The following is an 18,306-nucleotide window of genomic DNA, read 5'->3' on the forward strand; positions in this document are numbered from 1 at the left end:
TTATTCTTTTTCGTTATCATCGTCATGTTGATCCGCTACTTTCTTGATGCGAAGCTCTGCTTCTTCCAGTGTTTCTGTGCAAATTTTGGATAGTTTGATTCCTTCTTCGTAGAGATCAATAGACTTTTCCAGTGAAATAGACTCGTCTTCAAGTTGATTAACGATGTCTTCCAGTCTTTGTAAAGCCTCTTCGAAGCTTGGTCGTTCCTTTTTGGACATAAAAATTGCCTAAAAAGTAAATATATGTTCACTCAAACCATATAAATAAAAAGTTTTAGCGGTCAGATTCCAACTCTTTTTCCTGTATGACAGAAGTATAATTTGAAGTTACAGAAAGTTTTGAGAGGATTTACTGTTTGTAGATGTTTTCTCCATCGGAATAAAATTGCACTGCCCCTTCCAGGCTGGTAAAATAAAGGTTCGGAATATATTTATGTAATAGCCTGGTTGCCTGGCGATGCGGGTGTCCAAACCGGTTCCTTTTTGCCAGCGAAACAACACCTGCCTGAGGAGTTGTCGATTGCAGGAGTAAAGAACTTGAACTGGTTTTGCTGCCGTGATGCCCAACTTTAAGGAAGTCGGTGTCTATCATTTCAGGATAGTGTTTCAAGAGGTTCTCTTCTTGTCGGTGTTCGGCATCACCCATAAAAAGAAATTCCGTATCTCCATAGATTAGTTCTATAACCAGCGATCGATTATTGACATTTGATTGAGCGACAGATTCCTGCGGACCATAAACAAATATTGGTATTGCGGGATCGATATAAATTTTATCACCGGCCTTCAGAGGTTTGATAGGGATATTATTTTCAACGGCTTTTTTGTTGTACGTTTTAAAAAGCTGAGAATCATAGTCTGTACCCGAATTATAAATCGTATCCACGGGAATAGAATCAATAATTTCGAGAATGCCACCGATATGATCTGCATGGGGATGAGATAAAAATATCGCATCCAGTTTCTCAATTCCCTGTTCTTTTAGATGAGGTATGATGATGTACTTTGCGCTATTGTAATCGGGTTGCCAGCGGCCTGCATCAATCAGGAAATGCTTATTGTTTGGAGTGGTTACGAGTGCCGCATCACCCTGTCCCACATCAAAAAACGTAAGGTTAAGCGTAGCAGGAGAAAGTTTTTGAATAACTCTGTTTCCCTGATGAAGGCAGCTGACCAGTAAAAGCAAGGCTAAAAACTTCCACCGAAGTTTGGGGATGGGGAGGGAGGCAATTAAAAATATGATGGCAATCCAGATTCCAAAGAACAACAGGCTGTCAACGTGAACTTGAATCCAGCTCCAGGGGAGGCTCGCTGCAAAGTCAACAAAGTAGTGTAACCACTTTAAGAAAATATCGACGGGATAATTCAGTGTTTGTGCTAAATCTGATGCAAAGGGCGCTATTAAAAGTAGGGCCAGTCCCAAAGGTACAGCGATTCCCAGAAAGGGAATCACAAAGGCATTTGCCAAGGGACCTACGAGAGAAAACTCTCCAAAGTAATAGGCAAGCAATGGGAAAAGACCAATCTGAACGATAAAAGAAATAATGATGATCATGATGGGCTTGCCGTACCATCGGAAACGAATCCAGGCGGGTAGCCAGCGCTGAATAACGGGAGCGGTTAACAGAATAATGTAAACGGCCCCAAATGAGAGCTGGAACCCGATGGAAAACAGATCGGATGGATTTATTAAAAGAATGATTAGCGCGGCAACGGCGGTTAGGTTTTTAGAATCGCGGACCTTATGAAATAGCTTGCCATAAGCTAATAATATCCCTACTAACGAAGCCCTGGTTACGGAGGGAGAAAAATTCGTAAGACCGGCGTAAATAAATAGCATGATGATAAGCAGTGTAATCCCTATTTGCTTTCCATATTTGAGGGTCCAGAAGAATGGAATTACCAGCCAAAACGGAAACAGTAAAAACCCGACATGCAAGCCTGATACCGCCATTATATGGGAGAGTCCGGCGCGCGAAAATGAAATCTTTTCTTCCCGCGCCAGCTCGTTTTTATACCCGATTAAAAGTGCTTTGGCCAGAGAGGCACTTTCTTTACTGAAATTGGTATCGATGGCATTGAGCACCTGTTTTCTGAAATAGCTCCACCGCCAAATGTTGTTGACGGGAGTGATTGAGATAATTTGCTGTATGCCTACTTGAGTGTAGATGTCCTGAGAGGCAAGATACTGTTTGTAGTTAAATTGGGAGGGATTTCGTTTGTCTTCGAGTGGATATACGGTGGCCTCGAATGTAATGTTGTTTCCCAGGTTTAAGTCGGTAGGGATATCATGATCAGCAGGATTTAATACAGCGCGTAATTTAAATGATTTATGCCAGATAAGATCATCAGGAAAAATGGTGGTATCTACATCGACATCAACCTGATATTTACCGGTACTTGTTTGTTGGATCTGCTGGATGCTTCCGCTGAATATAAGTTCTTCCCAAGTGTAGGTATTAATAACCTGAGCCTCATGAGGAAGATCACGATAATCCCAAAGAGAGTGCCAAGTACCGCCAAAACTGATAATTATTCCTAAATAAGACAGGATAAGAATCGTATAGACCCTGCTATGCAATGATTTGTGATAGCTGATTTCTGAAATCAGATATAAGATCGTAGCGCATACGAAAATAAATGCCCAAACTGATAGGGTAGGATCGACCTGATAATCCACGATGATTCCCGCCGCCAGCAGTAATACTATTCTAACTGCAGGATAGGATGCGAAAGGAAATTGATATGTTTGATGAATGCTCACATAAGTATGACCGATAAGCAGGCTAAACCTTACAGCTATTAAATGTTGTTATAACTGATTTGGCAACTTTGAAATGAGGGCTGTGGTGCTTATTATTTTGCAAACGCAAAATAATAACTAAAAGATATAGTGATATGGGATTTGGGAAAAAGCTTATTGGTCTGTTGGCTGTGTTGATTGTAGTTGGATGCACACAATCTGATGCCCAGCAGGAAAATCAACAGAAAGAGTGGGCGCTGGCATTACATGGAGGGGCGGGAGCTATTTCTGAAGATCGTCCCGATTCGGTTAAACAAGCTTATTTTGATGATTTGGATGAAGCGTTGACTATTGGAGAAGATATTTTATCCAATGGGGGTTCTGCAGCAGATGCCGTGGAAAAAGTTATCAACTATCTGGAAGACAATCCTCGTTTTAATGCTGGGAAAGGTGCTGTATTTACCCATGATGGAGAACACGAGCTGGATGCTGCGTTTATGATTGGAAATACGCGCGAAGCCGGGGCGGTTACCGGAGTTAAAACTGTGAAGAATCCTATTACCCTTGCCCGAAAGGTGATGGAGACTTCTAAGCATGTGATGTTTGCCACGGAAGGAGCGGAACGGTATGCTGATAAAGTAGGTGTTGAACGAGTAGATCAAGATTATTTTTATACCGAATCCCGATATAAAGCATTGCAGCGAGCTTTAGAGGAAGAGAAAGAAGGAGATGGCAAACAGTCGAGTCTTATTCCCAAAGAAGATAAAACCGCACTATACGCCGATGGAGAAAAATACGGGACCGTTGGTGCTGTAGCTGTTGATAAGGATGGACAAATTGTTGCGGGGACATCTACGGGTGGTATGACGAACAAGAAGTTTGGTCGGGTTGGCGATGTGCCTATTATCGGAAGCGGTACCTATGCCAGCGATGTCGTGGCTGTTTCGATGACGGGATGGGGCGAAAAAATTATGCGAGCTGTGTCGGGACATACAGTAAGTGCATACATGAAATATAAGCCGGCATCGTTAGAGGAGGCTGGGGACTATTTACTCCAGGATGTTCTGAATCCCGGTGAGGCCGGAATGATAGCGGTGGATAAATATGGCAATATCTACACGAATATGAATACCAATGGAATGTTCCGTGGCAGCTCGGATTCAGAAGGGAACCGGGAGGTAGCCATTTGGGATTAGATTTTCGAAGTGTTGAAGTGCTTAAGTACTATAACTCTAATACTTCATCACTTTTGAACTTCAGTACTTATTAAATCCCATTGTGAAATTCTTCGCGCAACTCCTGTATATAAATGCCGATATCATTACGGAGGCTAAAGAGCTGTTCATGAAAGTAGAAATATTGCTTCTTGGTGATGTAAGAGCTTCCTTTCAGATCTCGCTGTAAAATCATAAGCGCATCATTAGAACAGTACAGGGCTTTTTTGGTGTAAGCGATATTGCCGCCCAGAAAGTCGCGATCAAAACCAAAGCTGTATCCGCCGGCAATTTTGGCTCCTATTTTTAAAATGTTGCCGACAAACTCATTAAAATCAGGAGTAATATTTTGGGGGCTGATGGTTTCGGCCCATTGTAAAACGGCTGCTGCGAGGGTTCGAGAAGTATTATATATGTATAGCGTATCTATGGAACCCATATTCGACATTGCAAAGTCGTCGCTGAGTTCTTTCCATTCTTCGCCGGCATCAAAGTCATCTTCTTCATCTTCGAAAAAGAAATCGTCTTCAAAATCATCGAATAAAAAATCTTCCCACTCCTCTTCGCCCTCGTCGTCATCGTCAATCTCTTCGTCATCTTCGCCCGGGAAATAGGCTTCGTCAATGAGCAGTTCTTCCTCAATAAAGGCGTCTACAGCATCAAACTCGTCTGAGCTTTCCTGCAGAAGCTTGAGCCAACGGGGAATATTGCCGGAGTGGTCGGGAATGATGAACTTTCTCAGGCGGGAACTTTGTCGTTCTATTTCATTCAGGTGAGATTCCCATTGATGCTCATCCCAAATATCATCATTAAAATCGCCGTTAAACATATGATTAAGATTGGGTGATATGGTTTATTGCTCGCTTATATCTTCTTAAAAGTAAAAAAGCTTCCGTAAATTAACGCTTTTCAAATTAAAATTGATATAATTTTTTATCCCTAGCCGATAAAATTTTCGGAGTGAAAAGTAAGTCCCCATTGTTTTATCGGGCATTGAACTGGATCGGAATAGTAATGAACATATCCACGGCTTCGCCATTGCGTTTGCCCGGCACAAATTTAACTGCATATATGGCTTCCCGGGCGGCTTGTTTATACTTGGGATATTTATCCTGATCGAAGGAAACTTGTGTTACCTTTCCATCGCTGCTAACCAGTATATTGGCTTGTAACGTAATGCTTGATGTTTGTTGTGACCTATTTGAGGGATAGGTCAACTGCTGATAAAGAGCTTCAAATCCGCCAATTATAGCAGGGGTGGTTTCCGTTACCACTTTAACATTCTCTTTAGATACTTCCGGCGCTGATTTTGTTTTATCAGTGGTGCTACAACTTAATAGAAGAATTGAAAGCCCAATTAGAAAAGTATAGCTGAAGGGGTGTGACATTTGAGCTGATAGTTGGGCGTTGAATATCAAAGTTGTTGCAGTACGCCGGTGATTACCGCGGTCATGTCTGGTTCTGCTTCACCGGCAGCTTCTAATACCTTTTCAATATCGACGGGCTCAAGAGAATCAGGAAAACATTCGTCAGTAATCACCGAAATGCCGAGTACATCCATCCCCATATGAACGGCAGCAATCACTTCTGGAACGGTACTCATGCCGACCACATCAGCGCCGATATTTCGAAGAAATCGATATTCGGCTTTTGTTTCCATTGTTGGCCCGCTGAGAGCTAAATAGACTCCTTCGTGCATTTTGATCCCTTCTTCTAGGGCCACGTTTTCAGCTACTTTTCGCAGACTTTCGGTATAGGGATCGCTCATATCAGGAAATCGGGGACCAAGCTCGTCATCATTGGGGCCGATTAATGGATTGTCTCCAAACATATTAATATGATCGTTAATCAGCATGATATCACCCCGGGAGTAGTTGGGATTCATGCCGCCGCTGGCATTACTGACAATAAGCGTTTTGGCACCCATAGCGTTAAGTACTCGAGGAGGGAAGGCGATCTCCTGCATGGAGTAGCCTTCGTAATAGTGAAAGCGTCCCTGCATGGCCACGACATTCTTTCCACTGAGGGTTCCAAAAAGAAGTTTTCCGGCATGACCTTCTACTGTTGAATCAGGAAAGTGTGGAATATCAGAATAGGAAATACTGTCAACAACATCGATCTCATCAGCCAGACGACCAAGACCGGTTCCGAGAATGATTAAATAATCCGGCTGTTTATCAGTTTGTTTTTTGAGAAATGAAAGGGCTTCTTCGCGTTTCTTTCGGAATTCTTCAACGGTATCTCTTTGCATAAATACAGTAAGATTAATGGTTCAAATAAGTTAAAGAAAATATAAAAAGCCTAAGTAGATAGGAAATCCCATTTGCCGAAAGATATTAATAAGCCCTATAGGATTAATTTCTAAAATGAGTTAATCGAGCTCGTCAATTAAATCATCAATATCTTCGGTGCCTGGGGGCATGCTTTGTTCTTCATCATCTAGCTGGTTGTCATCTTCATCAAAGAGAGCCTTGCTGCGGCGGCTGGCCTGCTCGCTCAATTTTTCAGAAAATTCATCCTCTTCGGGGGGCAGATCAAAAAGGGCGGCCTCATCCTTGGAAAATTGTTCCAGTGATTCCTGAGCCATTTCCAGGTAGGATCGGATGCCGCCAATAATCTCTTTGCGCCGGTCAAGCAGCCGGATGATACTCTGCCGAACCTGTTGACGCTGCTGGGTGGCTTCTCGAATAATAGATTCAGCCTCCATTTCGGCTTTTTCAATTTTATTGCGGGCATCTTTACGAGCTCCTGAAAGTTTTTGCTCTGCCGATTCTTTTGCTGTTTGCAGGGTCTCGTGAAGAGCCTCTTCAACACGCTCATAATGCTTCAGCTTTTCTTCCAGCTCGTCGATACGCTTTTCGAGCTCACGGTTTTTCGCCACCATGTGTTCCCACTCATTCGACATCAGGTTTAGAAACGCTTGTACTTCATCTTTGTCGTAGCCACGCAGCGACTTATCAAATTCCTGCTGTTTTATTTCAAGGGCTGTTAATTTCATAATATTTATAGACTATCTGTCAAATAAAGTGGTTAGTTTAACATGCTATTCCCGAAGCATGTTCCGCAAATTGTTTTTATTTCCGCCAGATTCCGACTCTTCCGATACGTTCTCAGAATCATCAAATTCTATACTTTTCTTTGGGGCCTCAATTTGGGTTGGTGATTCTTCATGCTCAAAACTTTCATCGGAACCATCCTCAGTGATAATCGCTTCCAGATTTTGAATCCGGCGTTGTGTTTCTTTTTTGTGTTCCATAAACGCTCGGGCTAAACGATTAAACTCCTCTTCGGGGACCTCGCTTGAGCCGCCAATCCAGGATCGAATCAGCTTAAAAATATTCATGAAAATATATCCCGCGAGACCAGTTCCGGTTATGATAGCCAAAGCTGCAATTAAGAATTCAGATCCTTCCATTACTTGATCCTCCGTTTATTAGTAGTCTTTTCATTTTTGATCAATGAAGTATTTCAAAACTTTTGTTTTAGGTCGAACTCGAGTTTTTAATTGAGATTGTTCGTTAACTTGCTGTCAGGATTAAGCGCTTCGATCTTGTTTAAAATCTATGTCTGTTGATATATCTGATTTTGCAACAATAGCTACAATAAACTCACGTTTACTCATGCTTTATTACGTTTTTTATCAGCAAGATTAGAAACTTCCTCTTTGTTCTCTTCAGCGGTAGACGATTCATCGATTTCAATTTCTTCCATTCCTCGTCCTGCACCTGTGGAAAAGTCATCAGGTTCACCGGCCGCAATAGCTTCGAGGTTTTCGATCCGACCTTTTAAGGAATTGACCAACTTTCGGAGATCTTCGACCTCCTCCTCATTTTGTCGGCTGCGATTCATCATCGACATCTTGTTCTTCTGATATTCGATGATGAAACCCCCAATAATTGCAACCAGCGGTATAAGTACCCAGATCCATGCTGCCATAATAAGCGTTATTTTTGTTAACCTTTTGTAATGTACTAAATCTCAATAAGATTGAAAGGTCTTTATAACGATATTTTTGTTTAGTAGTTACGTTCGCCAAATATAGCGCGGCCTACTCTTAGCATGGTAGAGCCTTCCTCTATGGCAATTTCCATATCGTTCGTCATTCCCATAGAAAGTTCATCTAGCTGTACATTGTCTGATTCATATTCGCGGTGTTCATCACGTACTTCTTTGAGCATTTTAAATTCGGGACGTACTTTTTCGACTTCTTCGGGGTCAACAAATGTTGCCATCCCCATAAGTCCGCGCACTCGCACGTGATCAAGGCCTTGTGCATATTTAAGAATCTCTTTTAAGTCTTCAGGTTCACAGCCGCTTTTTTGTTCTTCTCCGCTGATATTAATCTGTACCAGCGTGTTGATAACGCGATCGATACGAGAGGCCCGTTTTTCAATTTCACGCAGGTATTTACTCTTCTCGATGGAGTGGATCCAGTTTACCCGCTCCACCATATATTTGATTTTGTTGGTCTGCAGATTCCCAACCATGTGCCACTGGATTTCATCATTTTCATAATCATCCATCTTATCCTGTAATTCCTTGGCCCGGTTTTCACCAAAATGAATTTGTCCGCAGCTATAAGCTGTTTTTATATCTTCAAGTGGCTTTGTTTTACTGACAGCAACAAGCGTTATTTCATCTGCATCGCGTCCGACGCTTTCACAGGCTTGAGTTATTCTATTTTGTAGCTCTTTAATATTGTTACAAATGTCTTCGGACATAACTATCCAGTTTTAGGGATGTTTAATTGATTTATAGGTTGATACATGATTGTTAAAAAACCAAGTATTGCTTAAAAATAAGCTTTTAAGAAAGGTATTAAAATGGTATTTTAGGAGTCTGAATTAAAGAATAGTAGGTAAATTGATAGTTCATACACTGAGTATTTTTTATTTCGACTCTGATATATTTTTACATCGCCTCAGGTGCTATAAAATTGCAACTTTAAAGCACGGAGGCCGATAGCCCAAATGAATATTCAGGTTCGGCATATATCCACCTTCCTAAATCAATGGGCTCCGCCCAGCACAAAACTCGACTACGATAATGTGGGTTTGCTCGTCGGCGATCCGCAGCAAAAAGTTACAAAAGCGCTTACCTGTCTCGATGTTACTTTGGATGTAGTTGATGAAGCGATTGCGAATAATTGTGACCTGATTGTCGCACATCATCCCCTCATTTTTAAAAGTATTGATCGGATAAACCCTACCAATGAGCAGGGTAAGATTATTTTTAAGCTCATTAAAAATGATATAGGATTGATTGCCGCCCATACGAATCTTGATGCGGCCCTCGATGGAGTTTCTTTTGTGCTTGCAAAAGAGCTGGGACTCGATAACCTGAAGTTCCTCGATAAAAGCTACAACATCAGTCGGAAAATTGTATTGACCACCGGTCACTCCGAGACCGATTCGGTACTAAAACTATTAAACTACTACTCCGCTGAGGAGGCTCATTATTATAAGGTAGAGGGAAAAAAAGATCACCAGTATACGTATGAAGCTATTATTGATGAGCACCATGTTGCTGATTTAGAGAAAGAGCTGGAAAAGAACGGGCTGTTGCATCACGGCAATTTTCAAGTGATGGATGTTGCCAGTCCGTCGAAAAATGTAGGCATGGGAGTCGTTGGTTTTTATCGCGATAAGGGATTGACCCAGCAGCAATTTTTGGATACAGTAGCTCAGGCACTTGATGTAAAAGCCGTTCGGTTTTCGGGATCCGTTGACCGCATCAAAAAAGTAGCTGTTTGTGGCGGCGCGGGTGTTTCACTTGCCGGTAATGCAATCAGCGAAGGTGCTCAAGTATTTGTTACCGCCGATATTAAGTATCACGATTATTTTACTGACACAGAGAATTTTTTACTGGTCGATGTAGGCCATTACGAAAGTGAAGTGCCAGTGGTGACGGCCCTTCAGCAAGAACTTACCGAAGCATTTGAAGAGCTGGAAGTTCTTGAAACCGATGTAGTCACCAATCCAATGCAGGTGTATTTGCCTGATGTTAAACAAAATCCGCAGGAATAAACGACGTAATCTAATTTATGGAAGAAGTACTACAACAATTAGCGAATCTTCAATATATCGACAGCAGAATAGACGAACTAAAACAACTGCGCGGCGATTTGCCGGAAGAGATTCTGGATATTGAAACCGATATTAACCGCTTGGAAGCTAAAATCAGTCGTCTTGAGGAAGAGAAGAAGGAGCTGAAGGTAGAAAGAGATAACCTTGAGCTTGAGATCGAGGATGCTGAAAATAAAATGGAAAAATATGAAGAGCAGCAGATGTCGGTGCGCAATAATCGTGAATATGATGCGCTGACAAAAGAAATTGAATCTCAAAAGCAGGTAATTGAAAACTCAGAATCTCGATTAGAAGAGATTGAAAAGCGCCTTGAAGAGGTTGATCCTGAGATGGAAGAGCTTCAAGAAAAGCTTGATGATGTTAAAGAGCTGCACGAAGAGAAGAAAGAAGATCTCGAAGAGGTAAAGAAGAATACCCAGAAAGAGGAGGACATGCTTTTGGAGAAGCGTGAAGAGGTAGAGGAAAATATTGATGAGCGCTATCTAAAAAGCTATAAACGTCTTCGTAACGGACTTTCAAACGGTCTGGCGGTTGTACCGATGGAACGTGGTGCAGCACTGGGTATGGCATTGCCCCCGCAGACGCAAGTTGAAGTGCGCAAAAAGAATAAAATCATCATTGATGAAAATAGTGGGCGTATAGTGGTGCATCCCTCATTTTTTGAAAATGCCAAAGAGGAACTCACGTTGTAGAACGTTTTTGATTAGCTGACTGTTTATTGAGATGTACAGCATTAATTATATGATGTTGTGCATCTTTTTCATTTAAATGGGTATTACAGTTCTTTAACTTGATGGAACTATTGGGATGATCGGGCAATCGCCCACCTGCGCTGAGGCTTCGGTGGACAGGCTCACATGGCTAAATTTAGTTAGCGGGGCTTGCTCACCGAAGCTTCATGCGTAGGTGAGAGGAAAGTCCGAACACCAACGAGCACCGTGCTTCCTAACGGGAAGATCCCGAAATCTTTCGGGATAGCCAGTGCCACAGAAAACAGACTACTTCCGAGCAATCGGGAGAAAAGGTGAAACGGCGAGGTAAGAGCTCACCGCTCCGGTGGCAACATTCGGAGGCAGGGCAAACCTCACGGGGTGCAAGCTCATGCAGGCTGTGCGCCGCTCGTCGCAATACAGCCGGGTAGAGTGCTCGAGCCCCAAAGTGATTTGGGGACTAGATAAATGATTGCCGTCCCGATACAGTCGGGATACAGAATTCGGCTTACAGATCATCCCATGAAACTACATCAAAAGGCCGTCCAAGTGAGGACGGCCTTTTGTCTTTTTGAGGGAATTATTATTGAAAAATATTATTGCTCCTATTTTTCAATTTCGAGAAAATATGTAATTTAATTTTTATGGCTATCAAATAACTTTAAGAGGTTGTTTGTTAGTATAAACAGTATCTAAAAAATCAGGGGTTAAGATGAAAATTATAATAACGATGGGATTGTTGTGCGTGATAATGTTAGGATGTATTGAGAAAGAAAATGATTCGCAAAAAGATCAGCCTCATGTAGCCGCTTCAGATCAAATTACGGCTGGACGTTACCTCGTAACTATAGGTGGTTGCAATGACTGTCATACCGACGGCTATTTAATGACTGAAGGCAATATTCCCGAGGAAGATTGGCTTATGGGATCACCGGTAGGTTGGCAAGGGCCTTGGGGCACTACTTATCCTACCAATTTACGATTGCGCGTGCAAGAATGGGATGAGGAAATATGGGTGTCCACGTTAAAGAATCGAAAAGCATTGCCGCCAATGCCGTGGATGAATTTAAACAAGATGAGCGAAGAAGATATGCGTTCGATCTATGCATATATAAAATCGCTGGGAGCTAAAGGAGAACACATGCCGCTGGCGGTAGGTCCAGATATTACTCCTCAAACCCCGTATTTCTCGCTTTTTCCTCAAAATATACCGGTTGTCTCAAATGAGTAAATTGTTGGTGGGAACTGGCTGATTGAACGCTTATTTTCTGACCCGTTGTAAAGAAAAAATTGGAAAACTAGAGAAGATGGATAAGTCAGAATTACGAGCAGCACAATCCCCGCTAAAAGAGAAATATAAGACAAACCCTGAAGAGGCAGAATGGGTTCTAACAGCAGAAGGCCGAGTAGGTGATGGCATTGCTTGTTATGTATCTACGGATGCCGGCGAAGTCGAAGCTGGACTTCACCCGGCTACGGGCGGTGACGGCTCGCAGGCCTGTTCAGGCGATATGCTGCTTGAAGCGTTAGTAGCTTGCGCAGGCGTAACGCTCAAGTCGGTGGCTACGGCTATGGAAATTGATATCGAAGAGGGAACTGTAAAGGCGGAGGGCGTGCTGGATTTCAAAGGTACGCTGGCCGTATCAAAAGAGGCTCCTGTGGGTTTTAAAAGTATAACTCTTCACTTCGATTTAACGACTGATGCCGATGAGAAAAAGGTAGAGAAGCTTATCGAGCTTACCGAACGATACTGTGTTATCTATCAAACGCTGAAGAACAGCCCAATGCTCAAGACCGATATCAAGATTTGAGGTAAGCTGCCGGATCTTGCTGATAAAATTCCGTAAGCTGGCTATACAGTTGAGGATGTTTGTTTTTTAGTTGTTTCGGCTTCTCAAAAAAGAGTTCTGTGACAACGGCAAAAAACTCAGCGGGATTGGTGGCTCCATACTCATCAATCAGGCTTTGTTGATTTTGTTTTAGCTTGTTCAAGAAGTTATTGTATTCACGGCCTAACACTTTTGCCCAAGATAAATAGGAAGAATCTGCATTTTGCGATTCTATTTGTTCGGTTGCCCCGTATTCATAGTCCAGCTGGTGAGCAAATTCGTGGAATACAAGATTTTGTCCATCGCGGATATCGGAAGCACCTTGCTGAACTTCATTCCAGGCTAAAATAACATAGCCGTGCGACCACGCTTCGCCGTGACGTTGTTCAAATCCCTCCTCTACAAAAATACCGTTATTCCGCTTTTTTACTTTAGCGACATATTTTTTTGGATATACAAGCACTGATCGTAAATCCTCATAAAAGTAGGAGAGATCGTCCGTTCCCAGCAAAAGTATGGATGCTTGGGCAGCGATACTGATTCGAATCTCTTCCGTAACTTCAAGCCCGGCACATCCTTCAAAGCGTTTTTCATCCAGAAAAATTTGTGTTAGTCCTACCAACTTTTCCTGCAGATGGAGCGGCAAGTGATGGTAATAGGGGACGTTCTTTTTTAGGATGGCAAGCTGGTCATCCGTAAAACTTTTCTTTAGCAGACGTTTTCGCCGCCATTTTTTAAACCCGAACATGGCATTGCCGGTTACATATTAACTTTGTAGGTGCCTTTATACTTACGCTCCAGTTCACGTCTGGTATCGCGCTCTTTAATATCTTCGCGCTTGTCATGTTTTTGTTTACCACGTGCTATACCGAGCAGAATTTTAGCGTACCCTTTTTTGAAATAAAGCTTAAGAGGTACAATAGTGTATCCCTTTTGGGAAACGGCTTTATCGAGATCGGCAATTTCTCTTTTGTTTAGCAGTAATTTGCGTTCCCGTCGCTCATCGTGGTTGGTGTACGATGCTTCTTTGTATGGTTTGATATACATATCTCGTAGCCAAACCTCACCATCTTTTAGATATGCAAAAGACTCGCTAAGGCTGGCATTACCCTCACGGAGTGATTTTACTTCGCTTCCCCGTAAAACGATTCCGGCTTCGTAGGTTTCCTCGACATGATAATCGTGGCTTGCCTTACGGTTTTTTATAGTTGGATTGGATTTTTGGGACATGATTGAGGGTGTAAGGATTTAAAGCTTTAAAGGTCTTACTAAGTTAGCAAAACTCAAGTTGTCAGCATTCAGCTATCAGTTAACTTATCAAAAATACGTGCCATGAAAAATTTTAGAAATTTAAAAATATGGGAAAAGAGTCATAGCTTAACCTTAGATATTTATAAATATACTTCTACATATCCTAAAGAAGAATTGTATGGTTTGACAAGCCAAATGCGGAGATCCTCGGCTTCAATTCCTTCAAATATTGCGGAAGGGTGTGGCCGAAACTCGCAGCCACAGTTTGCACGGTTTTTAAATATTGCGTTTGGTTCGGCTTCGGAATTAGAATATCAATTGATACTAAGTAAGGATTTAGAATTTATTGATAAAAGAGTATTTAAAATATTGCTTGAAAAAATAACTGAAATAAAACGTATGCTAGCATCATTGGTGAAAAAGGTGCAGGCTGATAGCTGAATACTGACAGCTTCAGTCTAATAATCAAATCCCAACTTATTCAGTTCTTCAATGATATCGTTTCCGGGCGATTTATCGGGCATGGTGCTGTATATGCCCATAATTTGCCGGATCTCTTTTCGTGCTTTCTCATTATCAGGATTTAGTTTGAGCACCTCAATAAATTGTTCCAGCGCAGAGGTCATTCGGTCTCGCATGGTACTATCTTCAGGTCCCCGATACTCCAGGTACAGTCCATAATTGAGATACGTTTTTTCTTTGAGTCGGGGCAGGTCCGCATCCGTTTGTTCGGGATCAGCATTTTCTAAGATATCCAAAGCCTGAGTATAGTTATCCTCGGCGATTAGCTGGTTAACCCGATCAGAAACATTTTCAGGGGTTTCGTTTGAGCATGAAATAAAGAGCAGGGCAACGATTGAAAGAAACAAGTAACGCATTAAAATAGAGAGATTAGGTTTTGCGATTAAAGCGACTAAAGATAACGAATTTTAAATTAAATATAGTGGATTGGGACTAATGCAAAGCACGAAAATAGCCATGCTTAGCCATCCAAGGAATTTTCGGGTGGGATCAAGCTCGCGTTCGCGCAGCGCGGGGGGGTGTTCAATCCCGACAAAATAGGCGATAAAAAACGACCAGACGACCCAAATTAATGAACCAGATGTCGTGATGTTACCCACAACAAAGAATAAGTAACATGCGGTGGCCACTAATGAGGCGGTCCAGACCGGTAAAATCCATTGTATATCGTCGCGGAAGGCCTTACGGAGCAGCATCATTAATACACCACCCCAGATTACCCAGCTTAATAAGCCATAGCTGTAATCTAATTCACCAAGAGATAGATGGATAAACGGAATGGCTTCGATTCCTCCGAGAGTAATGAGTACTGCGAAAAAGATACGCGCTACGGTTTTGTGTTTTTCAAATCCGATTAGCGAGTACAGAATATGTCCACCGTCGAGCTGCCCAATAGGTGTTAGGTTAAGAGCCGTGAAGAATAGTCCCAGCCATCCCGCAAATAAGAAGGGGTAGTGATACATCTCCCACATGGGTGGTACATTTTCAAAAAAGGAAGCCAGGAAGCTATAGAGCAGAGTATCACCGACAATCAACACATTACCATTAGTTTCTTGTGGCGGATTCTCGGGGAAAATCCCGTATTGGGCGACGTATTCTTTTACGGCTTCGTGACCGGCAAAATTTTGTATGAATGAGGGATCGGGTAAGGTCGAAAATCCATAGAGTAATACGCCCAGGGAGACGACAAAACCGGCTAATGGCCCAGCGGCTCCCACATCGAACATTTTATAGGTGTCGTTAATTTTTTGTTTGATGCGGATGACAGCACCCACCGTGCCGATACCCAAAGGAATAGGAATAAAGTAGGGCAGTGTTACTTTAATTTGATGATAGAGTGCGGCGAAATAGTGCCCGAATTCGTGCACGCCCAAAAATCCCAGAAGAAGTGCTGCAAAGAGGAGTCCGCGATAAAAGTCGGATAGCGAAGGTAGGGCTATGGGAAATAATGAGGGTTCGAAACCTACAAATCCGGCGCCGGCCAGTGAAACGGTAAGCACAGTGATCAAAAATAAAGCCAGGTGCTTGGTTACCGTTTTGGGATCAAGATCGCGCTGCATGGTTTCCCAAATGGTAGGTTCGGCAGTAAAGTCGCTGATTTGAAAACGGGTTGTTTCGGTGGTAGGTTTGTTATCCAAAGGTGCTGCTGTGTTTTAGGATTCTCTTGCAATGGGCATGGTCATACATCTAGCGCCGCCCCGACCACGACAGAGTTCGTGGCCTAAAAAGCTAATGGCAATTTTTTTATCTGTAGGATCAAAGGCAGTGTCGCTATATTCCTCAATAAATTCGTATTGATCCATGAGTTGATAACCATGTTCCTTCAACTCGTTAAAGGTATTTGTGTTTCGTTCGTAGCCTATAATAACGCCGGGCGCTATTGCAAAAACGTTAGCCCCGTCGGTCCATTGCTCACGAAATTGATTGGTACGCTCAGACCCTCCGCATTCGATGAACGTTAAGTCGCGATCCAGAAGTTCCTCAAGGGCTTGTTTTAAAGAAGGTTTTGATTCCGAAATGATGGCTCCGTTTTGGGATCGCAGGGCAACCACGTTGTTACGGCGCTCGGTGATTGCCGGCGGGAAGGCTATGCATTCGGATTCGCTGGCAAAAGTAAAAATAGTATCCAGATGCATGGAGGAACGCTGTTTGGGAATATCGACGGCAAGAACATGTTCAACGCCTTGCTCAAGCAAACCTTCGGTGGCATTCATTAACCCGCTAAATGAGGTCCGTTCACTCATACCAATAAGCACCACTTTATCAGAGGCAACAAGCACATCGCCCCCCTCAATGGATTCTTGTTCCGAAATTTTTATTGTATTCTCTTTAATATCCTCAAATAGCGGATGAAACTTGATCAGTGTTTCCATAAGTACGGCTTCCCGAAAGCGGGCTTTTTTGGCCGGACGTGATAATAGAATACTTTCGTTGACAACGGCAGCCAGATCCCGGGTAAACAATAGGTTCGGGGTGGGACGCATATTAAAGTCGGGAATGGAAGGTGTTGCCCCGTCAATCACAAACCGCAAGAGTTCATCCCCAGTAAGGTTAAGTAATTCTTGGTTAATAGCCGTAAGGTTTTCTTCAGGTAATCGGTTAATAAGCTTCTCAATAAAATATCCTTGCGCATCCTCGATACTCAGGGCTTCGCTGAACAGATCCGTAATTTCATGGACTTTTCCATCCTTAGGCATGGCAGCTTTAAAAACCTTGAGCATGTCCAGGTGCTCCTTCCGAGCGTCATTTTCAAAAATAATATCATCAAAAAGGAGTTCGTCTTTGAGCTCCGGATTAACCAGCGAAACCTCTTTACCGGGAGTGTGAACAATAACGCTTTTTAATAATCCGGTTTCTGAAGTAATGGATAGCTTCATGAATATTTTATTAAATAGATTAAAAATTAGCCGATAACCTTATTACACAAGGCCAAATATACGTTTTGAGCAGGCAATATTTAAATTGAGATTTAAGTAGATAATTCGAAAACTTTTTCTCTATTTTAATCGCACGATTTGAAAGTTATTGCTGTTTCGAAATAGTAATCAGATGGTAAAAAGAATTTATCCCCTAAATAATGTCAGCTAAGAAGTCAGAAATAGAATCGCTTGTTTACCTGTTGGATGACCCCGATCCATTTGTGAAATCACAGGTGCGTAATCGTTTGTTTGAGCTCGGTGAAACAGCGGTACCGTTGCTCGATCAACAGAAAAGTGAAACCAGTGATGCAGAATCGCGGGAACTCATCAATGAGATTATTCAACATATTACCTTCGGTAGCGTAGAGCAGGATTTTATGGATGTGCTAGAAGGTGGATTCTCGAATTTAGAGCAGCTCGAGAATGCCGTATTTATTTTATCGCGATTTGATAACCCTACGCTTCGCGAAAGCGAATACAAGGAAAAGCTCGATCGATTTGCTGACATGATTGCCGATGATGTCCGTTATTCGCTTAGCGAAACTCAGAAAATGCACAAAGTTCTCAATTTTGTATTTGAGGATCTGGAATTTAGCGGCAGCACGAGTGACTATTATAATCCCCATAATTCATATTTGAATCGTGTGATCGACCGGCGGGAAGGGTTACCTATTTCGCTGGCTTTAATAGTGCTATTTATTGGACGTCGCCTGGATCTGCCGTTTTATGGGATTAATATGCCGATTCATTTTATGATGAAGTACAAAACGGCGAACGAAGAAATCTTGATTGATCCCTTTGACCACGGAAAAGTCGTCACCTATGATCAGTGTTATTACTTTTTGAAGCAGAATGGGGTAGAACCCAGGAGCGAACATTTTAAGAACAGCAGTGAGGAAGATATCCTTGCTCGCTGTATTCAGAATCTCATCAACAGCTATGAAAAAAGAGATAAGTTGGATACGGTAGAAAGCTTAAAGAAGTTATTGAATACAGTTGAGATCATGGTTCGTTGATAAACCCTGTATGAATTACC

Annotated in this window: 21 protein-coding genes and 1 other RNA gene; 8 read left to right on the forward strand and 14 right to left on the reverse strand. The window is 42.3% G+C overall.

Annotation, left to right across the window (positions count from 1 at the left end; translation table 11 throughout):
• Both xseB and U5J89_RS11480 read right to left on the reverse strand, forming a co-directional pair.
• The gene (xseB, locus tag U5J89_RS11475) at positions 1-219 is read right to left on the reverse strand and encodes an exodeoxyribonuclease VII small subunit (protein ID WP_322575772.1); all 219 of its coding nucleotides are present in this window, start codon (positions 217-219) and stop codon (positions 1-3) included.
• 130 nt (positions 220-349) lie between these two features.
• Positions 350-2,761 (reverse strand): DNA internalization-related competence protein ComEC/Rec2, encoded by a 2,412-nt coding sequence (locus tag U5J89_RS11480; RefSeq protein ID WP_322575773.1) that lies wholly within the window; start codon positions 2,759-2,761, stop codon positions 350-352.
• Between the two features lie 134 nt (positions 2,762-2,895).
• Here U5J89_RS11480 and U5J89_RS11485 point away from each other — a divergent pair, with 134 nt between their 5' ends.
• Entirely contained in the window at positions 2,896-3,936 is a 1,041-nt protein-coding gene (locus U5J89_RS11485; protein WP_322575774.1) for an isoaspartyl peptidase/L-asparaginase, read from the forward strand.
• Positions 3,937-4,006: 70 nt separating this feature from the next.
• Here U5J89_RS11485 and U5J89_RS11490 read toward each other — a convergent pair whose 3' ends face one another.
• The 7 genes from U5J89_RS11490 to U5J89_RS11520 all read right to left on the reverse strand — a co-directional run bounded on the left by U5J89_RS11490 (position 4,007) and on the right by U5J89_RS11520 (position 8,675).
• The gene (locus U5J89_RS11490; RefSeq protein WP_322575775.1) at positions 4,007-4,783 is read right to left on the reverse strand and encodes a hypothetical protein; all 777 of its coding nucleotides are present in this window, start codon (positions 4,781-4,783) and stop codon (positions 4,007-4,009) included.
• A gap of 154 nt (positions 4,784-4,937) precedes the next feature.
• Positions 4,938-5,342, reverse strand: a complete 405-nt coding sequence (locus U5J89_RS11495) for a TonB family protein (protein ID WP_322575776.1) — start codon at positions 5,340-5,342, stop codon at positions 4,938-4,940.
• Positions 5,343-5,368: 26 nt separating this feature from the next.
• Positions 5,369-6,205 carry a purine-nucleoside phosphorylase gene (locus tag U5J89_RS11500; protein WP_322575777.1) on the reverse strand — a complete coding sequence of 279 codons (837 nt, stop codon included), beginning with the start codon at positions 6,203-6,205 and terminating at the stop codon, positions 5,369-5,371.
• A gap of 120 nt (positions 6,206-6,325) precedes the next feature.
• Positions 6,326-6,952 carry a DivIVA domain-containing protein gene (locus U5J89_RS11505; protein ID WP_322575778.1) on the reverse strand — a complete coding sequence of 209 codons (627 nt, stop codon included), beginning with the start codon at positions 6,950-6,952 and terminating at the stop codon, positions 6,326-6,328.
• A gap of 45 nt (positions 6,953-6,997) precedes the next feature.
• The gene (locus U5J89_RS11510; protein ID WP_322575779.1) at positions 6,998-7,369 is read right to left on the reverse strand and encodes a hypothetical protein; all 372 of its coding nucleotides are present in this window, start codon (positions 7,367-7,369) and stop codon (positions 6,998-7,000) included.
• 203 nt (positions 7,370-7,572) lie between these two features.
• The gene (locus tag U5J89_RS11515; protein ID WP_322575780.1) at positions 7,573-7,890 is read right to left on the reverse strand and encodes a hypothetical protein; all 318 of its coding nucleotides are present in this window, start codon (positions 7,888-7,890) and stop codon (positions 7,573-7,575) included.
• Positions 7,891-7,970: 80 nt separating this feature from the next.
• Entirely contained in the window at positions 7,971-8,675 is a 705-nt protein-coding gene (locus tag U5J89_RS11520) for a YggS family pyridoxal phosphate-dependent enzyme (RefSeq protein ID WP_322575781.1), read from the reverse strand.
• A gap of 249 nt (positions 8,676-8,924) precedes the next feature.
• On the opposite strand from U5J89_RS11520, the gene U5J89_RS11525 reads away from it, so the two are divergent.
• From U5J89_RS11525 to U5J89_RS11545, 5 genes are all read left to right on the forward strand, one after another.
• On the forward strand, positions 8,925-9,980 hold the full coding sequence (locus U5J89_RS11525) for a Nif3-like dinuclear metal center hexameric protein (protein WP_322575782.1): 1,056 nt from the start codon (positions 8,925-8,927) through the stop codon (positions 9,978-9,980).
• A 17-nt stretch (positions 9,981-9,997) separates the two neighbouring features.
• On the forward strand, positions 9,998-10,732 hold the full coding sequence (locus tag U5J89_RS11530) for a hypothetical protein (RefSeq protein WP_322575783.1): 735 nt from the start codon (positions 9,998-10,000) through the stop codon (positions 10,730-10,732).
• Between the two features lie 111 nt (positions 10,733-10,843).
• Positions 10,844-11,277: RNase P RNA component class A (rnpB, locus tag U5J89_RS11535), an RNA gene on the forward strand.
• A gap of 185 nt (positions 11,278-11,462) precedes the next feature.
• Positions 11,463-11,981 carry a c-type cytochrome gene (locus U5J89_RS11540; RefSeq protein WP_322575784.1) on the forward strand — a complete coding sequence of 173 codons (519 nt, stop codon included), beginning with the start codon at positions 11,463-11,465 and terminating at the stop codon, positions 11,979-11,981.
• Positions 11,982-12,057: 76 nt separating this feature from the next.
• Positions 12,058-12,561 (forward strand): OsmC family protein, encoded by a 504-nt coding sequence (locus U5J89_RS11545; RefSeq protein ID WP_322575785.1) that lies wholly within the window; start codon positions 12,058-12,060, stop codon positions 12,559-12,561.
• Here the strand turns inward: U5J89_RS11545 and U5J89_RS11550 are convergent.
• Positions 12,551-13,327 carry a M90 family metallopeptidase gene (locus tag U5J89_RS11550; protein WP_322575786.1) on the reverse strand — a complete coding sequence of 259 codons (777 nt, stop codon included), beginning with the start codon at positions 13,325-13,327 and terminating at the stop codon, positions 12,551-12,553. The two genes, U5J89_RS11545 and U5J89_RS11550, sit on opposite strands and share 11 nt — an antisense overlap.
• 11 nt (positions 13,328-13,338) lie before the next feature.
• Positions 13,339-13,809, reverse strand: a complete 471-nt coding sequence (gene smpB, locus U5J89_RS11555) for an SsrA-binding protein SmpB (protein ID WP_322575787.1) — start codon at positions 13,807-13,809, stop codon at positions 13,339-13,341.
• Between the two features lie 102 nt (positions 13,810-13,911).
• On the opposite strand from smpB, the gene U5J89_RS11560 reads away from it, so the two are divergent.
• Complete coding sequence (locus U5J89_RS11560) at positions 13,912-14,271, forward strand: four helix bundle protein (RefSeq protein ID WP_322575788.1); 360 nt, start codon at positions 13,912-13,914, stop codon at positions 14,269-14,271.
• Between the two features lie 17 nt (positions 14,272-14,288).
• On the opposite strand, the gene U5J89_RS11565 is transcribed toward U5J89_RS11560, so the two are convergent.
• Genes U5J89_RS11565 through U5J89_RS11575 form a run of 3 tightly spaced genes read right to left on the reverse strand, consistent with a single transcriptional unit; the run spans position 14,289 to position 17,228 of the window.
• Positions 14,289-14,708, reverse strand: a complete 420-nt coding sequence (locus tag U5J89_RS11565; protein WP_322575789.1) for a hypothetical protein — start codon at positions 14,706-14,708, stop codon at positions 14,289-14,291.
• A gap of 51 nt (positions 14,709-14,759) precedes the next feature.
• Positions 14,760-15,989 (reverse strand): site-2 protease family protein, encoded by a 1,230-nt coding sequence (locus tag U5J89_RS11570; protein ID WP_322575790.1) that lies wholly within the window; start codon positions 15,987-15,989, stop codon positions 14,760-14,762.
• 15 nt (positions 15,990-16,004) lie between these two features.
• Entirely contained in the window at positions 16,005-17,228 is a 1,224-nt protein-coding gene (locus tag U5J89_RS11575) for an arginine deiminase family protein (RefSeq protein ID WP_322575791.1), read from the reverse strand.
• 200 nt (positions 17,229-17,428) lie between these two features.
• Here U5J89_RS11575 and U5J89_RS11580 point away from each other — a divergent pair, with 200 nt between their 5' ends.
• Entirely contained in the window at positions 17,429-18,286 is an 858-nt protein-coding gene (locus U5J89_RS11580) for a transglutaminase-like domain-containing protein (protein ID WP_322575792.1), read from the forward strand.
• Positions 18,287-18,306: the final 20 nt, after the last annotated feature.

Source organism: Fodinibius sp. (genome assembly GCF_034521915.1).
GTDB lineage: Bacteria > Bacteroidota > Rhodothermia > Balneolales > Balneolaceae > Fodinibius.